Below are 16,091 nucleotides of genomic sequence, written 5' to 3'. Positions count from 1 at the left end.
GCCTTCCGCACTGGACGCATCCGTCGTCACCTAGAATGATGCCGGGAGAAACATCCTGAAGCCCCGAGTCGCATGGCCGAAGAACGCAAGATCCGCGATCCGTTGAAGCGTGCCGCTGCGGAAGCCGCCGCTCCGCTGGCACCGGCGCCCGCGCGCAGCTTCGTCCACCTGCGCGTCCATTCCGCCTATTCGCTGCTCGAAGGCGCGCTGCCGCTGAAGAAGATCGTGGCGCACGCGGTCGCAGACGGGGCACCGGCGATCGCGGTTGCCGACACGTCGAACCTCTTCGGCGCGCTCGAATTCGCGCAGTACGCGGCCAAGGACGGCGTCCAGCCGATCATCGCCTGCCAGCTGGAAATCGCCTTCGCAGGCGAGGAGCCACAGTCGAGCCGCGGCCACGGGCGCGCCGCCGGCCGGGAGCGCGCGTCGGTCGTGCTGATCGCGGCCACCGAGGCGGGTTACGCCAATCTCGTCCGCATCGTCAGCCGCGCCTATCTGGAGACCCCGCCCGGCGACCCGGTGCAGGTGCGCGAGGAGTGGCTCGCCGCGCTGTCTGACGGCGTCATCTGCCTGACGGGCGGCGAGGGCGGCCCGATCGGCTGCGCCCTCAAGGGGGACCGTCCCGCATTGGCCGAGGACCGCCTGCTCAGGCTGAAAAGCGTCTACGGCGACCGCCTCTACGTCGAATTGCAGCGTCCGAAGGGCTACGACCGCGCGATAGAGGCGGCGACGGTTGACCTCGCCTACCGGCACGAACTGCCGCTGGTCGCCACCAATGAGGCGTTCTTCCCTGCGCGCGAAGACTACGACGCGCACGACGCGCTGATCGCCATCGCCGAGGGATCGGTGATCGGCGACGACAACCGCAGGCGGCTGACCCCGGACAATTACCTGAAGAGCCAGGCCGAGATGTCTGCCCTCTTTTCGGACCTGCCCGAGGCGATCGACAACACCGTCGAGATCGCCATGCGCTGTTCCTACTTTCCGAGGAACCGCAGCCCGATCCTGCCGCGCTTCACGGCCTCGTCCGCCGACGACGCGGAAGCCGCCGAAATGGCCGAGACGGAGGAATTGAAGCGCCAGGCGCGCGAAGGCCTCGCCATGCGCCTCGAAACGCTGGGCGCCTCGCCCGGCTACACCCACGAGCAATATGCCGAACGGCTCGAATACGAGCTCGGCGTCATCGAACGGATGAAATATCCGGGCTACTTCCTCATCGTCGCCGACTTCATCAAATGGGCCAAGGCGCACGACATCCCCGTCGGTCCGGGGCGCGGCTCGGGCGCCGGCTCGCTGGTCGCCTATGCCCTGACGATCACCGACGTCGACCCGCTGCGCTTCTCGCTGCTGTTCGAGCGCTTCCTCAATCCCGACCGCGTGTCGATGCCCGACTTCGACATCGACTTCTGCCAGGACCGCCGCGACGAGGTGATCCGCTACGTGCAGGAGAAATACGGTCGTGACCAGGTCGCCCAGATCATCACTTTCGGGACGCTGCAGGCGAGGGCGGTGCTGCGCGACGTCGGGCGCGTGCTGCAGATGCCGTACGGTCAGGTCGACCGGCTCTGCAAGATGGTGCCGGCCAACCCCGCCAACCCGGTCAAGCTCGCCGATGCCATCGCTGCCGAGCCGCGCTTCCAGGAGGAGATGGAGAAGGAACCGATCGTCGAGCAGCTGCTCGACATCGCCAAGAAGCTCGAAGGCCTCTACCGCCACGCCTCCACTCACGCGGCGGGCATCGTCATCGGCGACCGCCCGCTGTCCGAACTCGTGCCGATGTACCGCGATCCGCGCTCCGACATGCCGGTCACGCAGTTCAACATGAAGAAGGTCGAGGATGCGGGACTGGTCAAGTTCGACTTCCTCGGCCTGAAGACGCTTACGGTGCTCGACACCGCCGTCAAGCTCGTCAGGCGTCGCGGCATCGAGATCGACCTGTCGAAGCTGCCGCTCGACGACGAGAAGACCTACCAGATGCTGGCGCGAGGCGAGGTCGTCGGGGTCTTCCAGGTGGAATCCGCCGGTATGCGCAAGGCGCTGATCGGCATGAAGCCCGACCGCATCGAGGACATCATCGCGCTGGTGGCGCTCTATCGCCCCGGCCCGATGGAGAACATCCCCACATACAACGCCCGCAAGCACGGCGAGGAGGAGATCGCCTCGATCCACCCCAAGATCGATCACCTGGTGAAGGAGACGCAAGGCGTCATCGTCTACCAGGAACAGGTGATGCAGATCGCCCAGGAACTGGCCGGCTACACGCTCGGACAGGCCGACCTTCTGCGCCGCGCCATGGGTAAGAAGATCCGCGCCGAGATGGACAAGCAACGCGGCGTCTTCGTCGAGGGCGCGGTCAAGAACGGCGTCTCCAAGCAGCAATCCGACTTCATCTTCGACCTCCTAGCGAAGTTCGCCGACTACGGCTTCAACAAGTCGCACGCGGCGGCCTACGCCATCGTCTCCTACCAGACCGCCTTCATGAAGGCGCACTACCCGGTCGAGTTCCTGGCAGCGTCCATGACGCTCGACATGAACAACACCGACAAGCTGGCCGACTTCCGGCAGGACGCCCTGCGGCTCGGCATCGAAGTCGTGGCGCCGTCGGTCAAGACCTCCTACCGCGCCTTCGAGGTCGGCGAGAACCGCATCTACTACGCGCTCGCCGCCATCAAAGGCGTCGGCGAGGCGGCCGTCGAGCACATCGTGGCGAAGCGGAAGGAAAAGCAGTTCGAGACCCTCGAGGATTTCTGCGAGCGCATCGATCCCCGGATCGTCGGCAAGCGGGTTCTGGAAAGCCTCGTTTGCGCCGGCGCGCTTGACTGCTTCCAGCGCGGCCGGGCCGAACTCTTCGCCGGCGTCGAACGCATGATGGGGCTGGCGCAGCGTGCAGCGGAAGACGCCCAGTCCGGCCAGCACGACATCTTCGGCATGGCGCTCGCCGGCCCCCGCGAGCCGTTGCGGCTGCCCGCGGTCGAGCCCTGGGAGCCGGCCGACATGCTGCACCGGGAGTTTCAGGCGGTCGGCTTCTATCTCTCGGCCCATCCGCTGGACGAGTACAAGACCGTGCTCCAGCGCTTGCGGGTGCAGAACTGGGCGGAATTCTCCGCCGCCGTGAAGCGTGGCGCGACCGCCGGGCGCCTTGCCGGCACCGTCACCTCCAAGCAGGAACGCAAGACGCGGACCGGAAACAGGATGGGCGTCGTCACCTTCTCGGACACCAGCGGCCAGTACGAGGCCGTGCTCTTTTCCGAAACGCTGGCACAGTTCCGCGACCATCTGGAGCCAGGCCGATCGCTGGTCATCACCGTCGCGGCCGAGGACCGGCCGGAAGGTGTAAATCTGCGCATCCAGACCGTGCAGTCGCTGGAGGACGAGGCCGGCCGGATCAAGCAGGCGGTGCGGGTCTACCTGCGCGATGCCGACCCGGTGCCCGCGCTCGCATCGCGCCTGTCGCAACGCGGCGAGGGGCAGGTGAGCCTCATCGTCATCAAGGAAGGCGGCAAGGGGGAGGTCGAAATCGAGTTGCCCGACCGCTACAAGGTCTCCCCGCAGATCGTATCGGCGATGCGCGCCGTGCCCGGTGTGGTCGAGGTCGAACTGGTCTAGGCGGCGTCCTCACGCGACGTGCTGGCGCTGTCACACAACGTGTTGCGTCCGCGCATTCCTATCGCTTGTCATACGCACGCCAGTGCTCAGATAGCTCAACATGGGTTCACCAATGCCGCTACCCCAGATCGGACGCCAATGAAGAAGATCATCCTTCTGCTATTCGGATTCATGCTCGGCTTGGCGACGCCGGCCAGCGCTTCGGATGAGGATTTCCTGAAATCGCTGGAAGGCAACTGGTCGGGCGGCGGGCCGGTGCGGATGACGGCGGCGTCCAAGCCGGTGAACGTCTCGTGCACTCTCGTTGGCGACGCCGGTTCCGAAACGATCTCGCTCCACGGAAACTGCCGCGCGATGCTGGTCTTCTCGACCAGGCTCGGAGCGGAGCTGAAGGTGTCGCAGGGGCGGTATGCCGGCTCCTATGTCGGATCGCCACGCGGCACCGCCGATCTGGCCGGCCGTCGCAGCGGCCGCACGCTCGAACTCGCGCTCCAGTGGCCGGGACATCCCGAAGCTTCCATGACGCTCTCGAGCCCGAGCGAAAATCGCATGATCCTCACCACGGTCGAGAAGCATCCCGAGACGGGGCAGCCCGTGGAGACCGCGCGGCTGGAGTTGAAGCGCGACTGAGGCTCAAGAACCCGTCTCGACCGGATATCAGTGCATGGCCGTCGGTTTGGGCTCGTATCGGCCGTCGGGCGTCTTGACGAAGAACTCGGAAATCTGCGGATGCCGGATCGGTTCGCCGGATTCGTCCGGCACCAGGTTCTGCTCCGACACGTAGGCGATGTACTCGCTCTCCGCGTTCTCGGCGAGAAGATGGTAGAACGGCTGGTCCTTGCGGGGCCGAATGTGCTCCGGGATCGCCTCGTACCATTCCTCGGAATTGGCGAACTCCGGGTCGACGTCGAAGATCACCCCTCGGAACGGGAACAGGCGGTGGGAAACCACCTGGCCTATCTGGAACTTTGCTTGTCTTATCGAACTCATATGTGTCACCACCCGCGATCATAAGTGGCGCAACCCGCACGCCAGTTCAATAGCGGTTGCACTTGACGCTTCGTCGCGCAGCGGCTAGCGCGACGGCGGTTCTCAGGCATTCTCATCCATGGCGGACATCTTCGGCCTCGTACTGCCGTTCTTCGGGCTGATCTTCCTCGGTTTCGTGGTCGCCAGGATCGTCCGACAGCCTCTCGAAGCGCTCGGCTGGATGAACATCTTCATCATCTATGTCGCGTTGCCGGCCCTCTTTTTCCAACTCCTGTCGAAGACGCCGATCGAGCGGCTCACGGAATGGAGCTACATCTTCGGCGCCGTCTTTTCCACATATGCCATGTTTGCTCTGATGTTCGTCGGCTCCGCGATCGTCTCGCGCGGAGAGATCGCCGAGAGCACCATCAAGGGGCTCGCCGCCGCCTACGGCAACATCGGCTACATGGGTCCGGGCATAGCACTTCTCGCCTTCGGCGAGGCCGCGGCTGTGCCGGTTGCGCTCATCTTCTGCTTCGAAAACATCATGCACTTCGCCATCGCGCCGATGATGATGGCCTTGTCGGGCGGCGAGAAGCGATCGTTCGGATCGCTGGTCGTCGATGTCGTGAAGCGGATCGTGCTGCATCCCTTCATCATAGCCACCGCCGTCGGGGTTTGCGCCGCCGCCTTTGCCTGGACGCCACCCGAATCTCTCCAGAGGCTCCTGGAGATGCTCGCCCGGGCCGCCGCACCCTGCGCGCTCTTCACCATGGGCGTGACGCTGGCGCTGCGGCCGCTGAAGCGCGTTCCCCGTGCTATGGCGCCGATCGCCGGGATCAAGCTCATCCTGCATCCCGTGCTCTGCTACCTGGTGCTCAGCGCAGTCGGTGATTTCGATCCGGTCTGGGTCTACACCGCCGTGCTGCTCGCCGGTCTTCCGACCGCGACCAACGTCTTCGTCATCGCACAGCAGTACGGGGTGTGGATGGAGCGGGCGTCGGCGAGCGTCCTGATCACGACGGTGCTGTCGGTCTTCACCGTCACCGGGCTTCTCTATCTCATCAAGAGCGGTTTCCTACCGCCCGACCTCTTCCCGTCGACCTGAGAAGGCGCTCCTGAGGCCGGAACCCGGCTCCAGGCCCTCGCGCATGAACATGGCCCGCAGCGGCGCGGATGCCGACAGGATGCCCAGTCCGGCGGAGCGGGCAAGCTGCGCCGGCAGGAAGTTCGACAGCAGCGAACGGTTGAGCGCGTTGACCGCGCCGGTGCGGGCGAGGATGTCGGGGCCTCTGCGCAGCGAATAGGCGCGCAGTGCCGCCCCCGAGCCGGGATCCTCCGCATGCCGCTGCGCGGTCGCGGCGAGATCGCGGATGTCGCGGATGCCGAGATTGAGCCCCTGGGCGCCGATCGGCGGAAAGACATGCGCCGCCTCGCCGACAAGCGCCACGCGCTTCCTGGCGAAACTCGACGGTAGCGCAGCGGACAGCGGATACACCTGGCGGCCCGGCTCCACGGAAACCTTGCCGAGCATCGACTGCATCTGTTCCTCGACCAGCGCCGACAATTCCTCGTCGCCGGTCTCGGCCAGCTGCTCCGCGCGCTCGGGGCGGAGCACCCACACCAGGCTCGATCGCTGGCCGGGCAACGGCACTTGCGTAAACGGTCCGGTCTCGGTGTGGAATTCGGTCGAGATGTCGCCGTGCGGGCGCCCATGGGCGAAGTTGAACACCAGCGCCGCCTGACGGTACGAATGCGTCGCGACGCGGATCCCTGCGGCTTCTCGCGCCTTCGAGTTCCGGCCGTCGGCAGCGACCGCCAGCCGGGCCGTGATCGGCGCAGCCTCCGCGGGAAATGCCTCGACGGCATCGTCGGCCGCCTGCCAGCGCGACACCGCCTCGCGCGTCCAGTTGATCGCGGTCCGCGCCACCACCGCGGCTTCGAGTTCGCGCACAAGCGCGCCGTTGGGGATGTTCCAGCCGAAGGCGTCCTCCCCCATTTCGCTCGCATGGAAGGAGACGGGTCGGCTGCGCAGCAGGCGGCGCGTCGCGTCCACGATGCGCATCGCCCGCAGCGGCGCGCCATGCGCCAGAACGGCGTCCTTCAGGCCGAGGTCGTCGAGGAAAGCCAGAGACGGCATCATCAGGGCCGTCGTGCGGCGATCCTCGGTCGATGGGGCCGGCCCGATCAGCTCTACGCCGAAGCCGGCATCGGCAAGCGCCAGCGCCGCGATCAGTCCCGCCGGTCCCGCGCCGGCGACGATGATGTCATTCGCGTCCGCATGATCCATGGCCCGTACTCCGTCCTTCCGCTCACGTCTCTGTACGGTAACCTATATGGCGGCCGACCGCCTCCAATCAACGCGGCGCAATGCATCATGGCTTGTGTGGCGGACGGCGCTGCTTGTACTGTCCCGCCGAGAATCCATGGGAGGATAGGGGACGAATGGCTGCGCGGCGCCGAAGCACGGCGGACAAACCGGGAGGATCGCTGGATCGCTCGACCGTTTCGCGGCGTTACAAACAATTGGCAGTCAATTCGACACGGGACCGGCATTGGCAGTGAACAAGAACATCATCGGCCGCAAGCTGGCCGAACGCATCCCCCTGAGCCGCAAGAAGGTGACGTGGCCGCAGGCGCGCGCCTTTTCGGTGCATCTGCTGACGGCATCCGGCTCGTTCTTGGCCTTCCTGTCGCTCGTCGCCGCGAGCGAGGAGCGCTGGACGGCCATGTTCTGGTGGCTGGGCCTGGCGCTCTTCGTCGACGGGATCGACGGCCCGATCGCACGCAAGCTCCAGGTCAAGGAGATTCTCCCCACCTGGTCCGGCGACATGCTCGACAACATCATCGACTATGTCACCTACGTGCTCATACCGGCCTTCGCGCTCTACCAGCGCGGTTTCATGGGCGAGGGGCTCTCCTTCCTGTCGGCCGCCATCATCGTGGTCTCCAGCGCCATCTACTACGCCGACACCGGCATCAAAACGAAGGAGAACTTCTTCAAGGGGTTCCCGGTCGTCTGGAACATGGTCGTATTCACCCTCTTCGTCATCCAGCCGGGCGAATGGGTGTCGTTCGCCGTCGTGGTCTTTGCCGGCATTCTGACCTTCCTGCCCATCAATTTCCTGCACCCGGTGCGCGTCCAGCGGCTGCGCAACATCAACCTGCCGATCTTCTTCGCCTGGTGCGCCTTCGGAGCCGTGGCTCTCGTGCAGGACATGCAGGCCTACGATCTGGTCAAGATCGGCATCGCGGTGACCGGCATATATCTCTTCGTCATTGGCGGGATAATGCAGCTATTTCCGAATCTTGGAGCAAGGAGTTCAAAGAGTGCCTAAAGCAGTGAGGGTTCACAATCACGGCGGCCCGGAAGTCCTGGTCTACGAAGACGTGGACGTCGTTTCGCCGGCAGCGGGTCACGTTCGGGTCAGGCACACCGCAATCGGTGTGAACTTCCTGGATACCTATTTTCGCAGCGGCCTCTATCCGGCGCCGAACGGTCTGCCACTGGTCGCGGGCAACGAGGCAGCGGGCGTCGTCGAGGAGGTCGGCGATGGCGTCGACTGGTTGCGGCCGGGCGACCGCGTCGCCTATGCCGGCCCGATCGGATCCTATTGCGAGGCGCGGGTCATGCCGGCCGCGACGCTCGTCAAGGTGCCCGAGGGCGTAGCCGACGAGCAGGCAGCCGCCATGATGCTGAAGGGCATGACGGCGGAGTACCTGCTCAACCGCACCTTCAAGGTGAAGCCCGGCGACACGATCCTCTACCACGCGGCCGCGGGTGGTGTCGGCCTTCTGGTCGGGCAGTGGGCGAAACATATCGGCGCCACCGTCATCGGAACGGCCGGCGGTCCCGAAAAGGCCGCGCTCGCCAAGGCGCACGGCTTCGATCACGTCATCGACTACAATTCGCAGGATTTCGTCGAGGAGGTGAAGGCCATCACCGGCGGCAAAAAGTGCGACGTCGTCTACGATTCCGTCGGCAAGGACACCTTCCCGGCTTCCCTCGACTGCCTGCGCCCGCTTGGGCTCTTCGTCAGCTTCGGCCAGTCGTCCGGCCCCATCCCGCCGTTCAACATGGGCATCCTGTCGCAGAAGGGCTCGCTGTTCGCCACGCGGCCGACGCTCTTCACCTACGCGGCGCGACGCGAGGACCTGGAATCCATGGCGGCCAACCTGTTCGACATGGTGGCAAGGGGCATCGTGAAGGTCGAAGTGAACCAGCGATACGCCCTGAAGGACGCCGCGCAAGCCCATACCGACCTCGAAAACCGCAAGACAACGGGGACGACGATACTCCTGCCTTGATATTGTGCCGGAATTGTTGAAGCTCTTTCAATGAGCAGGTCGCTTTCCGCGGCGCGAGGGGCGCGCCTACGATCGCGGACGGGAACACAAAGAAAAAGAATGGGGTAGGCAGTTTGGCGGACGAAGGCGCTCAAGGGGGCGTGACCCTTCTCGATGTCCGCGGTCTCACGAAGATCTTCGGCAGCCTGAAGGCGTGCGACGGGATCGATCTCGACATCGCGCGCGGCGAGATCCATGCCCTGCTCGGCGAGAACGGCGCCGGCAAGTCCACGCTGGTCAAGATGCTCTTCGGCTCGCTGGAGCCGAACGCGGGCGAGATCCGCTGGGAAGGCCGTCCGGTGCGCATCACCAGCCCCAGCGAAGCCAGAAAGCTCGGCATCGGCATGGTCTTCCAGCACTTTTCGCTGTTCGAGGCGCTGACGGCCGCCGAGAACATCGCACTGTCGCTCGACGACAAGACGCCGATTTCCACGATTGCCGCCAAGGCACAGGCTCTATCCTACAGCTACGGCCTCCCGCTCGACCCCTACGCCATGGTCGGCGACCTGTCGGTCGGCGAGCGTCAGCGCATCGAGATCATCCGCTGCCTGCTCCAGACACCGCAGCTGATCATCCTCGACGAGCCCACCTCGGTGCTAACGCCGCAGGAGGCCGACAAGCTCTTCGAGACCCTGGAAAGGCTGCGCGGCGAGGGCAAGTCGATCCTCTACATCTCGCATCGCCTCGAGGAGGTGAAGCGTATGTGCGACCGTGCCACTGTGCTGCGCCACGGCAAGGTGGTCGGTCATTGCGACCCCCGCGCGGAAACCGCCTCATCGCTCGCGAACATGATGGTCGGTAGCGAGGTGCACGCGGTCGTCCGCGAGCATTCCGAAGCCATCGCGGGCGCCGAGGTGCTTCTGCGCATCGATCGGCTGAGCCGCACGCCGGCCACGCCGTTTTCCATTCCCTTGCGCGACATCTCGCTGAATGTACGGGCGGGGGAAGTCATCGGCATCGCGGGCGTCGCTGGAAACGGCCAGGGCGAATTCTTCGAGGCGATCTCCGGCGAGGTCGTGCAGGACCGGCCCGAGACGGTGACGGTCAGGGGCAAGCCCGCCGGGCGCGACGGCATTTCGGCTCGACGCATGATGGGGGCGGCCTTCGTGCCCGAGGAGCGGCTCGGCCATGGCGCGGCACCTGCCATGAAGCTTTCGGACAACCTGCTCCTTTCGCGCCACGCGACGGACCGTGGCGCCTACCTAGGCGCGGCCGGTACGATTCGCGCGAGCGCGGTGTCGGCCGCCGCCAAGCGCATCAACCAGGAGATGGACGTGCGCAAGAGCGCGGAAGACCCGCCGGCTTCCGCACTCTCGGGCGGCAACCTGCAGAAATTCATCATCGGGCGCGAACTCGACCGCAAGCCCGCCGTGCTGGTTGTCAACCAGCCGACATGGGGGGTCGATGCGGGTGCGGCGTCCCGCATCCGCCAAGCGCTGATCGAACTCGCCCGCGCCGGCTCGGCCGTGCTGGTGATCAGCCAAGACCTGGACGAACTCTTCGAGATCTCCGACGCGATCGCCGTCATGCACAATGGCGAACTGTCGAAGCCGCTGCCGCGCGCCGAGGCCACCTTCGAGAAGATCGGCCTCCTGATGGGCGGCGCCGAGCCTGGCCATGTCCACGATCACGCGACGGAGCCGGCCTGATGCGCATCGAACTCGTCCGCCGTCCGCTGCAATCGAAGCTCTTCTCCGCGCTTTCTCCCTTCATCGCCTTCGCGCTCATGGTCGTTGCCGGCGCCATCATCTTCGCCGCACTCGGCAAGAACCCGGTCGTCGGCCTCTATGCCTATTTCATCGATCCGCTCACCGAGGTCTGGTCGCTGCACGAACTGGCGATCAAGGCCGCGCCACTGATCCTGATCGCCGTCGGCCTGTCCGTCTGCTTCCTGTCCAGCAACTGGAACATCGGCGCCGAGGGCCAATTCACCATGGGCGCGATCGCGGGCAGCATGATCCCGCTCTATTTCCCCGATTTCCAGAACGCGGCGGTCCTGCCGCTAATGCTGATCTTCGGCGCCGTCGGCGGCGCACTCTACGCGGGCATTCCCGCGATCCTGAAGGCACGCTTCAACACCAACGAGATCCTGACGTCTCTCATGCTGGTCTACGTCGCCCAGCTGATCCTCGACTGGCTGGTGCGCGGACCGTGGCGAGACCCGGCGGCAATGAGTTTCCCCCAGGCGCCGCCGTTCCATTCCTGGGCGATCGTGCCGGAGCTCTTCCCGATGTCGGGCCGCGCCAACTGGGGCATCGTCTTCGCGATCATCGCGGCGATCGGCATCTGGTTCATGATGTCTCGAACGCTCAAGGGCTTCGAGGTGAAGGTGATCGGCCAGAGCCCGCGGGCAGGGCGCTTCGGTGGCTTTTCGACGATCCAGACCATCATCTTCGCCTTCCTCGTCTCGGGCGCGCTCGCCGGCTTGGCGGGCATCACCGAGGTCTCCGGCGCCATCGGCCGGCTGCAGCCCTCGATTTCGCCCGGCTACGGCTTCGCGGCCATCATCGTGGCCTTCCTCGGGCGGCTCAATCCACTCGGCATCGTGGCGGCCGGCTTCGTGCTGGCGCTCTCCTATCTCGGCGGCGAGGCAGCACAGATCGCCATCGGCGTCACCGACAAGACAGTGCGCGCCTTCCAGGGCATGCTCCTGTTCTTCGTTCTGGCCTGCGACACGCTGATCCACTACCGCGTCCGCCTCGTGCGTCCGGCACCGGCAACCGCGCCCGCCGCCCCGGCACTGGAGACCGCCCATGGGCATGGCTGAGGCGATCCTGCTGACGATCGCGACGGCGGCGACGCCGCTGCTCCTTACCGCGATCGGCGAACTCGTCGTGGAGCGTTCAGGCGTGCTCAACCTCGGCGTCGAAGGCATGATGCTGATGGGCGCGGTCGTGGCCTTCGGGATGGCGTACATGACGGGCAATGCCTGGATCGGCGTCCTTGCCGGCGCCATTGCCGGGATGCTGTTCTCGCTGCTCTTCGGCTTCCTGGCGTTGACGCTCGTCACCAACCAGGTCGCGACCGGGCTCGCTCTCACGCTGCTCGGCATCGGTCTGTCCGGCATGATCGGCGAGGCCTTCGTCGGCCAGCCGGGCGTCAAGCTCGGCGCACTCGACATTCCGGTACTGACGGACATTCCGCTGGTCGGCCGACTCCTGTTCGGCCAGGACCCGATGTTCTACATCTCGCTGCTGCTCACGGCCGGCGTCATGTGGTTCCTGTTCCGCACCCGCGCCGGTCTCACGCTGCGTTCCGTCGGCGACAGCCATACCTCGGCCCATGCGCTCGGCATCAAGGTCATCGCGATCCGCTACATGGCAGTGATGTTCGGCGGGTTCTGCGCCGGGCTCGCGGGCGCCCAACTGTCTCTGGTCTACACCACGCAGTGGATCGAGAACATGACCGCCGGCCGCGGCTGGATCGCGCTGGCGCTGGTCGTCTTTGCTTCCTGGCGCCCGTGGCGGGTGCTCGCCGGCGCCTACCTCTTTGGTGCCATCACCATCGCCCAACTGCACATCCAGGCGACCAACCTCGCCGATCTGGCCGGACTTCCCAGTTTGCTCTACTGGCTGGCCGGTCTCGTCAAGGCGGTGCCGTCGCAATTCCTTTCTTCGCTCCCCTATCTGGCAACCATCGTCGTTCTCGTTCTAATCTCCAGGAACAGGCGGCTGACGATGATGAACACTCCGGCTTCCCTGGGGCGGCCGTTCGTGCCGGACCGCTAGATCCACCCGGACGAATTCCCCGTTTTCGAAACCAACAGAGGACATGAACAAATGAAAAAAAGAACGATACTGGCACTGGCCGCCGCGACGGCCCTGATGTCGGCGGGAACCGCGCTGGCGCAGGACAAGACCAAGGCCTGTTTTATCTATGTCGGCCCGATCGGCGACTTCGGCTGGTCCTATCAACACCACCAGGGCGCGCTGGAAATGCAGGAGGAGCTCGGCGGCGAGGACAAGGTCGAGATCGCCTATCTGGAAAGCGTGCCCGAGGGCGCCGACGCCGAGCGCGCCATCGAGCGCTTCGCCCGGTCGGGCTGCAACATCGTCTTCACCACCTCCTTCGGCTACATGGATGCCACGAACAAGGTCGCGGCCAAGTTCCCAGACGTGAAGTTCGAGCATGCCACCGGCTTCAAGCGCGAGCATCCGAACGTCGCGACCTACAATTCGAAGTTCCATGAAGGCCGCTACGTGCAGGGCGTGATCGCCGCCAGCCTCTCGGAGAAGGGCGTCGCCGGCTACATCGCCTCCTTCCCGATCCCGGAAGTGGTGATGGGCATCAATTCCTTCGTCCTCGGCGCGCAGTCGGTCGATCCCGACTTCAAGGTCAAGGTGGTATGGGCCAACACCTGGTTCGACCCAGGCAAGGAAGCCGACGCCGCCAAGGTGCTGATCGACCAGGGCGTCGACATCATCACCCAGCACACCGATTCGACCGCGCCAATGCAGGTCGCTCATGAGCGTGGCATCAAGGCCTTCGGCCAGGCCTCGGACATGATCAAGTTCGGTCCCGAGACCCAGCTCACCTCGATCGTCGACGACTGGGGCCCGTATTACGCCGAGCGCGTCAAGGCGGTGATGGACGGCACTTGGGAGCAAGTCGACGTCTGGGGCGGAATGGCCGACGGCCACGTCGTTATGGCGCCCTACACCAACATGCCCGACGACGTGAAGGCGCTCGCCGAGGAGACCGAAGCCAAGATTACGTCCGGCGAACTCGATCCCTTCACGGGACCGATCAACAAACAGGACGGCTCCGAGTGGCTGAAGGAAGGCGAGACCGCCGATATCGGCACGCTGCTGGGCATGAATTTCTACGTCGAGGGTGTGGACGACCAGTTGCCGCAGTAAGACCGCGGCGGACGGCAACGGAGAAGGACAAGCCGGCGGGCCGGTCCGTGTCCGGAAATCGTCCCAGCTAATGTTCCATGGAAACCCCGCGAGCCACGATGGCCGCGGGGTTTTCTGCTGTTTCGGGCTCGCTGAGGCTGTGAAACTCGGTGACAGCCGCGAGGAGGTCTCGCTTGCCGAGGCGAGGCAGCCTACATACGTCCCATGCGCTTTTCGAACCAGTTCCTCGATGAGATACGCGACCGTGTCCCGATATCCTCGGTGATCGGGCAGCGCGTGTCGTGGGACAAGCGCAAGACGAACGCCTCGCGGGGCGACTGGTGGGCTTGCTGCCCCTTCCATGGCGAGAAGTCGCCGAGCTTCCACTGCGAGGACAAGAAGGGCCGCTACCACTGTTTCGGCTGTGGCGTCTCGGGCGACCATTTTCGCTTCCTCACCGAACTCGACGGCCTCGGGTTTCCTGAAGCGGTGGAGCGGATCGCGGAGCTGGCCGGGGTTCCGATGCCGGCACGCGACCCGGAGATGGAGAAGCGCGAGAAGCAGCGCGCCAGCCTGCACGACGTCATGGAGATGGCGACGCGCTTCTTTCAGGAACAGCTGCAGGCGTCCGCCGGCGCGAAGGCGCGCGCTTATCTGCGCGAGCGCGGCGTCGCCTCGGCCACCCAACAGGACTTCCGCCTCGGCTACGCCCCCGAATCGCGCAACGCGCTGAAGGAACACCTTGCCGGCAAGGGAGTCGCGAAGGAGCAGATCGAGGCCTGTGGGCTCGTGCGGCATGGCGACGACATCCCGGTCTCCTACGACTGGTTCCGCGACCGCATCATGTTCCCGATCGAGGATGCGCGCGGACGGGTCATCGCTTTCGGCGGTCGCGCAATGTCGCCCGACGTCGCGGCCAAGTACATGAACTCACCTGATACCGAGCTCTTCCACAAGGGCGAGGTGCTTTACAACTTCGCCCGGGCGCGCAAGGGGCAGGGCAGGGAAGGCGCCGTCATCGCCGTGGAAGGCTACATGGACGTGATCGCGCTGGCGCAGGCGGGGTTCGCCAACGCCGTCGCCCCGCTCGGTACCGCGCTGACCGAGAACCAGCTGGAGCTCCTGTGGCGCATGGCACCGGAGCCGGTGCTGTGTTTCGACGGCGACCCCGCCGGCCTGAAGGCGGCCTGGCGCGCGGCCGACCTCGCGCTACCGTCGATCCAGGGCGGGCGCACGGTCCGCTTCGCGCTTTTGCCGCAGGGTCAGGACCCCGACGATCTGGTGAAGGAAGGCGGACCGGAGGCGTTTCGCAGCGTGATCGCCGACGCCCGCCCTCTGTCGGAACTCTTGTGGCTGCGCGAGACCTCGGGCGGGGTCTTCGACACGCCGGAGCGGCGTTCGGTGCTGGAGAAGTCGCTGCGAGAGCTGACCTCGCGCATCCGCGACGATAACGTGCGTCGGCACTACGGCCAGGAGATGCGCGAACGGATCGAGGCCTTCTTCGGCTCGGCGCGGCAGCAGAGGAAGAACTATCCCAACCAGAAGGGCGATCGAAACGGTGCGCATGGTCGCGGACGGCAAGGGCAGACGCCGGGACGCCTTGCCGTCTCCGACAGCCTCGCGCGGTCCTCGCTGGTGCGCAGTTCGGCCGGAACCATGCCGATGCGCGAGACGGTGATCATGGTTGCGCTCATCAACCATCCCTTGCTGATCGACGAGCACTTCGAGGCGATAGAACGGCTGGATCTGAAGCACCCGGACCTGCGCCGGCTTCATGCCGGGCTGCTCGACGCCATCGCCGAAGGGCAGGCGACGGACCGCGACGCCATTCTGGCCTGGCTGAGCCAGGCGAGGCTGGACACGGTGATGGAGAACGCCGTCGCGCTCGTCCGGCGGGCCAGGCAATGGCCGGCTCTGGAGGATGCGGCCCTCGACGACGCCCGCGACGCGTTCAGCCAGGCTCTGCACTTGCACCAGTCAGCCGGCGTTCTACATAAGGAACTCAGAGCGGCCGAAGCGGCGCTCGCCGCGGATCCGACGGAGGAAAACTACCGGCAGCTCCTCGAGGTCCAGATACAGTTTCGCGACGTGCAGGCTACCGAGGCGCTGATAGAAGGCTTCGGAGTGTCGTCCGGGAGGGTCGCGAGAAGCTGACGCGTTGTTGGCGTTTTCGCGACGAATCGTGCAAGGGCGGCTTGACCTGACGGCGAAATGACGGAATCAGGACGTTTCGCGATCGTTCCGATCGGGGTGGAAAGCATGCCGGCGCAACCGCGCGGCCATGCCGATACCGGCGCAGGGCTCACAGCGCGCTGGTAAGACACGGTTAAT

The 16,091-nt window shown here is 65.5% G+C and carries 12 protein-coding genes; 10 read left to right on the top strand and 2 right to left on the bottom strand.

Annotated features, from left to right (window positions below; translation table 11 throughout):
• Positions 1-72: 72 nt before the first annotated feature.
• Both dnaE and BSQ44_RS14040 read left to right on the top strand, forming a co-directional pair.
• Positions 73-3,606, top strand: a complete 3,534-nt coding sequence (dnaE, locus tag BSQ44_RS14045; protein WP_072605198.1) for a DNA polymerase III subunit alpha — start codon at positions 73-75, stop codon at positions 3,604-3,606.
• A 138-nt stretch (positions 3,607-3,744) separates the two neighbouring features.
• Positions 3,745-4,236: a hypothetical protein gene (locus BSQ44_RS14040; RefSeq protein ID WP_072605196.1), complete on the top strand. Its 492-nt coding sequence runs from the start codon at positions 3,745-3,747 to the stop codon at positions 4,234-4,236.
• A 27-nt stretch (positions 4,237-4,263) separates the two neighbouring features.
• On the opposite strand, the gene hspQ is transcribed toward BSQ44_RS14040, so the two are convergent.
• The gene (hspQ, locus tag BSQ44_RS14035) at positions 4,264-4,596 is read right to left on the bottom strand and encodes a heat shock protein HspQ (RefSeq protein ID WP_179948729.1); all 333 of its coding nucleotides are present in this window, start codon (positions 4,594-4,596) and stop codon (positions 4,264-4,266) included.
• 118 nt (positions 4,597-4,714) lie between these two features.
• Here hspQ and BSQ44_RS14030 point away from each other — a divergent pair, with 118 nt between their 5' ends.
• Positions 4,715-5,683 (top strand): AEC family transporter, encoded by a 969-nt coding sequence (locus BSQ44_RS14030; protein ID WP_072605194.1) that lies wholly within the window; start codon positions 4,715-4,717, stop codon positions 5,681-5,683.
• Here the strand turns inward: BSQ44_RS14030 and BSQ44_RS14025 are convergent.
• Complete coding sequence (locus tag BSQ44_RS14025; RefSeq protein ID WP_072605192.1) at positions 5,654-6,865, bottom strand: UbiH/UbiF family hydroxylase; 1,212 nt, start codon at positions 6,863-6,865, stop codon at positions 5,654-5,656. The genes BSQ44_RS14030 and BSQ44_RS14025 overlap by 30 nt on opposite strands.
• 271 nt (positions 6,866-7,136) lie before the next feature.
• Between BSQ44_RS14025 and pcsA the strand changes: the two genes are divergently transcribed.
• From pcsA to dnaG, 7 genes are all read left to right on the top strand, one after another.
• Positions 7,137-7,913 carry a phosphatidylcholine synthase gene (pcsA, locus tag BSQ44_RS14020; protein WP_072605190.1) on the top strand — a complete coding sequence of 259 codons (777 nt, stop codon included), beginning with the start codon at positions 7,137-7,139 and terminating at the stop codon, positions 7,911-7,913.
• Positions 7,906-8,883, top strand: coding sequence for a quinone oxidoreductase family protein (locus BSQ44_RS14015; protein ID WP_072605188.1), 978 nt, complete (start codon positions 7,906-7,908; stop codon positions 8,881-8,883). Before pcsA ends, BSQ44_RS14015 begins: the two co-directional genes overlap by 8 nt.
• 113 nt (positions 8,884-8,996) lie before the next feature.
• Entirely contained in the window at positions 8,997-10,571 is a 1,575-nt protein-coding gene (locus tag BSQ44_RS14010; protein WP_072605186.1) for an ABC transporter ATP-binding protein, read from the top strand.
• Positions 10,571-11,689 carry an ABC transporter permease gene (locus BSQ44_RS14005; RefSeq protein WP_114579970.1) on the top strand — a complete coding sequence of 373 codons (1,119 nt, stop codon included), beginning with the start codon at positions 10,571-10,573 and terminating at the stop codon, positions 11,687-11,689. Before BSQ44_RS14010 ends, BSQ44_RS14005 begins: the two co-directional genes overlap by 1 nt.
• Positions 11,676-12,650, top strand: coding sequence for an ABC transporter permease (locus tag BSQ44_RS14000; RefSeq protein ID WP_072605183.1), 975 nt, complete (start codon positions 11,676-11,678; stop codon positions 12,648-12,650). Before BSQ44_RS14005 ends, BSQ44_RS14000 begins: the two co-directional genes overlap by 14 nt.
• Before the next feature lie 51 nt (positions 12,651-12,701).
• The gene (locus tag BSQ44_RS13995) at positions 12,702-13,781 is read left to right on the top strand and encodes a BMP family ABC transporter substrate-binding protein (RefSeq protein ID WP_072605181.1); all 1,080 of its coding nucleotides are present in this window, start codon (positions 12,702-12,704) and stop codon (positions 13,779-13,781) included.
• 204 nt (positions 13,782-13,985) lie between these two features.
• Positions 13,986-15,914 (top strand): DNA primase, encoded by a 1,929-nt coding sequence (gene dnaG / locus BSQ44_RS13990; RefSeq protein ID WP_072605179.1) that lies wholly within the window; start codon positions 13,986-13,988, stop codon positions 15,912-15,914.
• The last annotated feature ends 177 nt before the right edge of the window (positions 15,915-16,091 follow it).

The sequence above is a fragment of the Aquibium oceanicum genome, assembly GCF_001889605.1.
Taxonomy (GTDB): domain Bacteria; phylum Pseudomonadota; class Alphaproteobacteria; order Rhizobiales; family Rhizobiaceae; genus Aquibium; species Aquibium oceanicum.
The sequence above is the reverse complement of the archived record's forward strand: the minus strand, read 5'-3'. Positions and strand labels throughout refer to the sequence as shown.